Genomic DNA, 3,172 nt, shown 5'->3' with positions numbered 1-3,172 from the left:
GGGGGTGGGTTGGCTGGGGAGTTGTTTGGGGTGTTTCGGGGGGCGGGGGTGGCGGTTAGTTTGCGGGAGTTGGGGTTGGGGCGGGAGCAGGTGGATGAGGCGGCGCGCGGGTTTGGGGCGTCGGTGGGGGTGAGTGACGACGTGGTGCGGGAGATCTTGGTTCGGGCTTGGGAAGGTGTGCGGCCTTGAGGAGGGTGGATGGATCTGCAGGGTGATGACCTGACCGAAGCGGTGGTGGACAGTTTCAAGGACAGTGCCAGCAGCCGGTACAAGGACGTGATGAGCGCGCTCGTCAAGCATCTGCACGCGTTCGCGCGCGAGGTCGACCTCAGCGAGGACGAGTACTTCACAGCGATCGACTTCCTCACCAGGACAGGCCAGATCTCGACCGGAACGCGGCAGGAGTTCGTCCTGCTGGCAGACGTGCTCGGTCTGTCGATGCTGACGGTCGGCCTGGGGAACCGGAAGCCGCCGGAGGCCACGCAGTCGACCGTGTTCGGCCCGTTCTTCGTCGAGGGGTCGCCGGAGGTGCGGCTCGGTGACGACATCGCGAACGGCGCCCCGGGCGTGCCGTGCCTGGTGAGCGGGCGCGTCCTGAACACCAAGGGCGAACCCATCCCCGACGCACTCGTCGAGACGTGGCAGGCCGACGAGGACGGGTTCTACGACGTACAGAAGGACCTCGATCGTCCGCAGAACCGGGCACACCTGACAACTGATGCCGACGGCAACTACCGGTTCTGGGCGGTGAAGCCGGTGGCGTATCCGATCCCGGACGACGGTCCGGTCGGCGAGCTGTTGCGCGCCGGTGGTCGTGGCCCGATGCGCCCGGCGCACATCCACTTCATGGTCACCGCGCCCGGATACGCACGCCTGATCACGCACGTCTTCGCCGCCGGTGACCAGTACCTCGGCACCGACGCGGTCTTCGGCGTCAAACAATCGCTGATCGCCGACTTCATCGAACATGAGCAAGACGGCAAGACCTACTACACCGTCGACTACGACCTCGTACTCGCGACCACCGAGGAGACTCGGCAATGATCACCACCGATGTGCTGATCGTCGGCAGCGGCCCGGCCGGCGGCGCCGCCTCGCTGTTCCTGTCGACGTACGGCGTCGACAACCTCGTCCTCACCCGGTACGGCTGGACGGCCAACACGCCGCGCGCCCACATCACCAACCAGCGCACGATCGAGCTGATGCGCGACATCGGCATCGAGGCCGAGGTCACCGCGAAGGGCACCGCCCACCACCTGATGGGCCAGACCGCGTTCTGCACCAGTCTGGCGGGTGAGGAGATCGGCCGGATCCGCACCTGGGGCACGCATCCGCGCCGCCTCGCGGACTACACCGAGGCGAGCCCGTGTCTCCCGTGCGACCTTCCGCAGACGCTGTTCGAGCCGATCCTGGTCAGTACGGCGGCCGCCCGCGGCGCGCGGCTGCGCTTCAACACGGAGTACGAGAGCCTCGAGCAGGACGACGACGGTGTCACCGCGACGGTACGCGACCGGCTGAGCGGCACGACGTACCAGATCCGCGCGAAGTACCTGATCGGCGCCGACGGCGGGCGGAGCAAGGTGGCCCAGGACGTCGGGCTTCCGATGGCCGGGGCGATGGACATCGAGGGCTCGATGAACATCGTGTTCGAGGCCGACCTCAGCCGGTACGTCGCGCATCGGCCGAGCGTCCTGTACTGGGTCCTGCAGCCGGGCGCGCAGATCGGCGGCATCGGCGCCGGCCTGGTCCGGATGGTCCGCCCGTGGAACGAGTGGCTGATCGTCTGGGGATACGACATCAGCCAACCGGCCCCGGTGGTCGACGAGGCGATGGCGACCGAGATCGTGCACAACCTGGTCGGCGACGACACGATCGACGTGAAGCTGAAGGGTACGTCGGTGTGGAGTGTCAACCACATGTACGCCGAGAAGACCTCCCAAGGCCGGGTGTTCTGTATGGGCGACGCGATCCACCGGCATCCGCCGAGCAACGGCCTCGGCTCGAACACCTCGATCCAGGACGCGTACAACCTGGCCTGGAAGCTCGCCCTGGTGCTCAAGGGCCAGGCCTCCCCCACGCTGCTCGACACCTACAACGACGAACGCGCCCCGATCGCGAAGCAGATCGTTGACCGCGCCAACAAGAGCCGTAACCAGTTCGGCCAGATCTTCCGCGCGCTCGGAATGACGCCGGACGCGCCGCCCGGGCGGACGATCGACTCGCGCAAGGACGACACCCCCGCCGCCCAAGAGCAGCGCGAGGAGCTACGCAAGGCGATCGAGCTCAAGGACTACGAGTTCAACGCCCACGGCGTCGAGCTCGGGCAGCGCTACACATCGACGGCCGTGAGGGCAGACGGTACGCCCGAGCCGCCGTACGAGCGCGACCCGGAGCTGTACTACCACCCGACGACCTACCCCGGCGCCCGGATTCCGCACTGCTGGTTGACCCGCGGATCCGAGACCGTCAGCACGCTGGACGTGGTCGGCAAGGGCCGCTTCACCTTGCTGACCGGGATCGGCGGCGACGCGTGGGTGAAGGCGGCTCAGTCCGTGTCCGAGCAACTCGGCGTACCGATCGAACCCTGCGTGATCGGGCCGGGTCGCGAGCTGGACGACCTGTACGGCGACTGGGCCCGCCGGCGCGAGATCCCGGACGCGGGCTGCCTGCTCGTCCGCCCGGACGCGCACGTCGCGTACCGCGCGTTCGAGCAGCCGGACGACCCGACGGCAGCGCTGCAGCAGGCGGTCAGAGCGGTCCTAGGCCGCTGAGGACGCCTCTGAGTGGAGGATTTTGTCCAGGATCGCCGAGATCTCCGCGGTCTCGGCGTCCAGGAGCGTGATCAGCGCGACCCGCGACGTCTCCGAGCGCGCTTCGAGGGCCGCGGCGCTCAGCGCGCGCACGGTGCCCAACTCGTGTATCAGTTCGTCCCACAGAGCGTTCATCGACAAACCCCCATGATTCCCGTCGCCAAGCTGACGAGAAGGCCTCACTTCTGTCACCAGGAACAACGGAACGACGCCGCCGGAGGTTACGTACTTGTCAACAACTTCCAGCCGTGGGCCGGTACGACCGGCGTGCCGTCGAGCGGAAACTGCTCGTCCTGATCCGACACGTTGAGCAACAACAGCACCCACTCGTCACCGTGCGTACTCCGCAGCGCGATGGTCTC

Annotated in this window: 3 protein-coding genes; 2 read left to right on the top strand and 1 reads right to left on the bottom strand. The window is 67.5% G+C overall.

Features of this window, described 5'->3' with window-relative positions:
- Positions 1-198 precede the first annotated feature (198 nt).
- Together VFF46_RS03400 and VFF46_RS03395 are read left to right on the top strand one after the other, a co-directional pair.
- Positions 199-1,044, top strand: a complete 846-nt coding sequence (locus VFF46_RS03400; protein ID WP_325035521.1) for a dioxygenase — start codon at positions 199-201, stop codon at positions 1,042-1,044.
- Positions 1,041-2,771 carry an FAD-dependent monooxygenase gene (locus VFF46_RS03395; RefSeq protein WP_325035520.1) on the top strand — a complete coding sequence of 577 codons (1,731 nt, stop codon included), beginning with the start codon at positions 1,041-1,043 and terminating at the stop codon, positions 2,769-2,771. Before VFF46_RS03400 ends, VFF46_RS03395 begins: the two co-directional genes overlap by 4 nt.
- On the opposite strand, the gene VFF46_RS03390 is transcribed toward VFF46_RS03395, so the two are convergent.
- On the bottom strand, positions 2,760-2,945 hold the full coding sequence (locus VFF46_RS03390; RefSeq protein ID WP_325035519.1) for a hypothetical protein: 186 nt from the start codon (positions 2,943-2,945) through the stop codon (positions 2,760-2,762). The genes VFF46_RS03395 and VFF46_RS03390 overlap by 12 nt on opposite strands.
- Positions 2,946-3,172 lie beyond the last annotated feature (227 nt).

Source organism: Kribbella sp. (assembly GCF_035655035.1).
Taxonomy (GTDB): Bacteria; Actinomycetota; Actinomycetes; order Propionibacteriales; family Kribbellaceae; genus Kribbella.
This window is presented reverse-complemented; position numbering and strand designations above follow the sequence as displayed.

Coding starts and splice junctions, on each gene's coding strand:
- VFF46_RS03395 (WP_325035520.1), top strand. CDS start 1,041: ATGATCACCACCGATGTGCTGATCGTCGGCAGCGGCCCGGCCGGCGGC.
- VFF46_RS03390 (WP_325035519.1), bottom strand. CDS start 2,945: ATGAACGCTCTGTGGGACGAACTGATACACGAGTTGGGCACCGTGCGC.
- VFF46_RS03400 (WP_325035521.1), top strand. CDS start 199: ATGGATCTGCAGGGTGATGACCTGACCGAAGCGGTGGTGGACAGTTTC.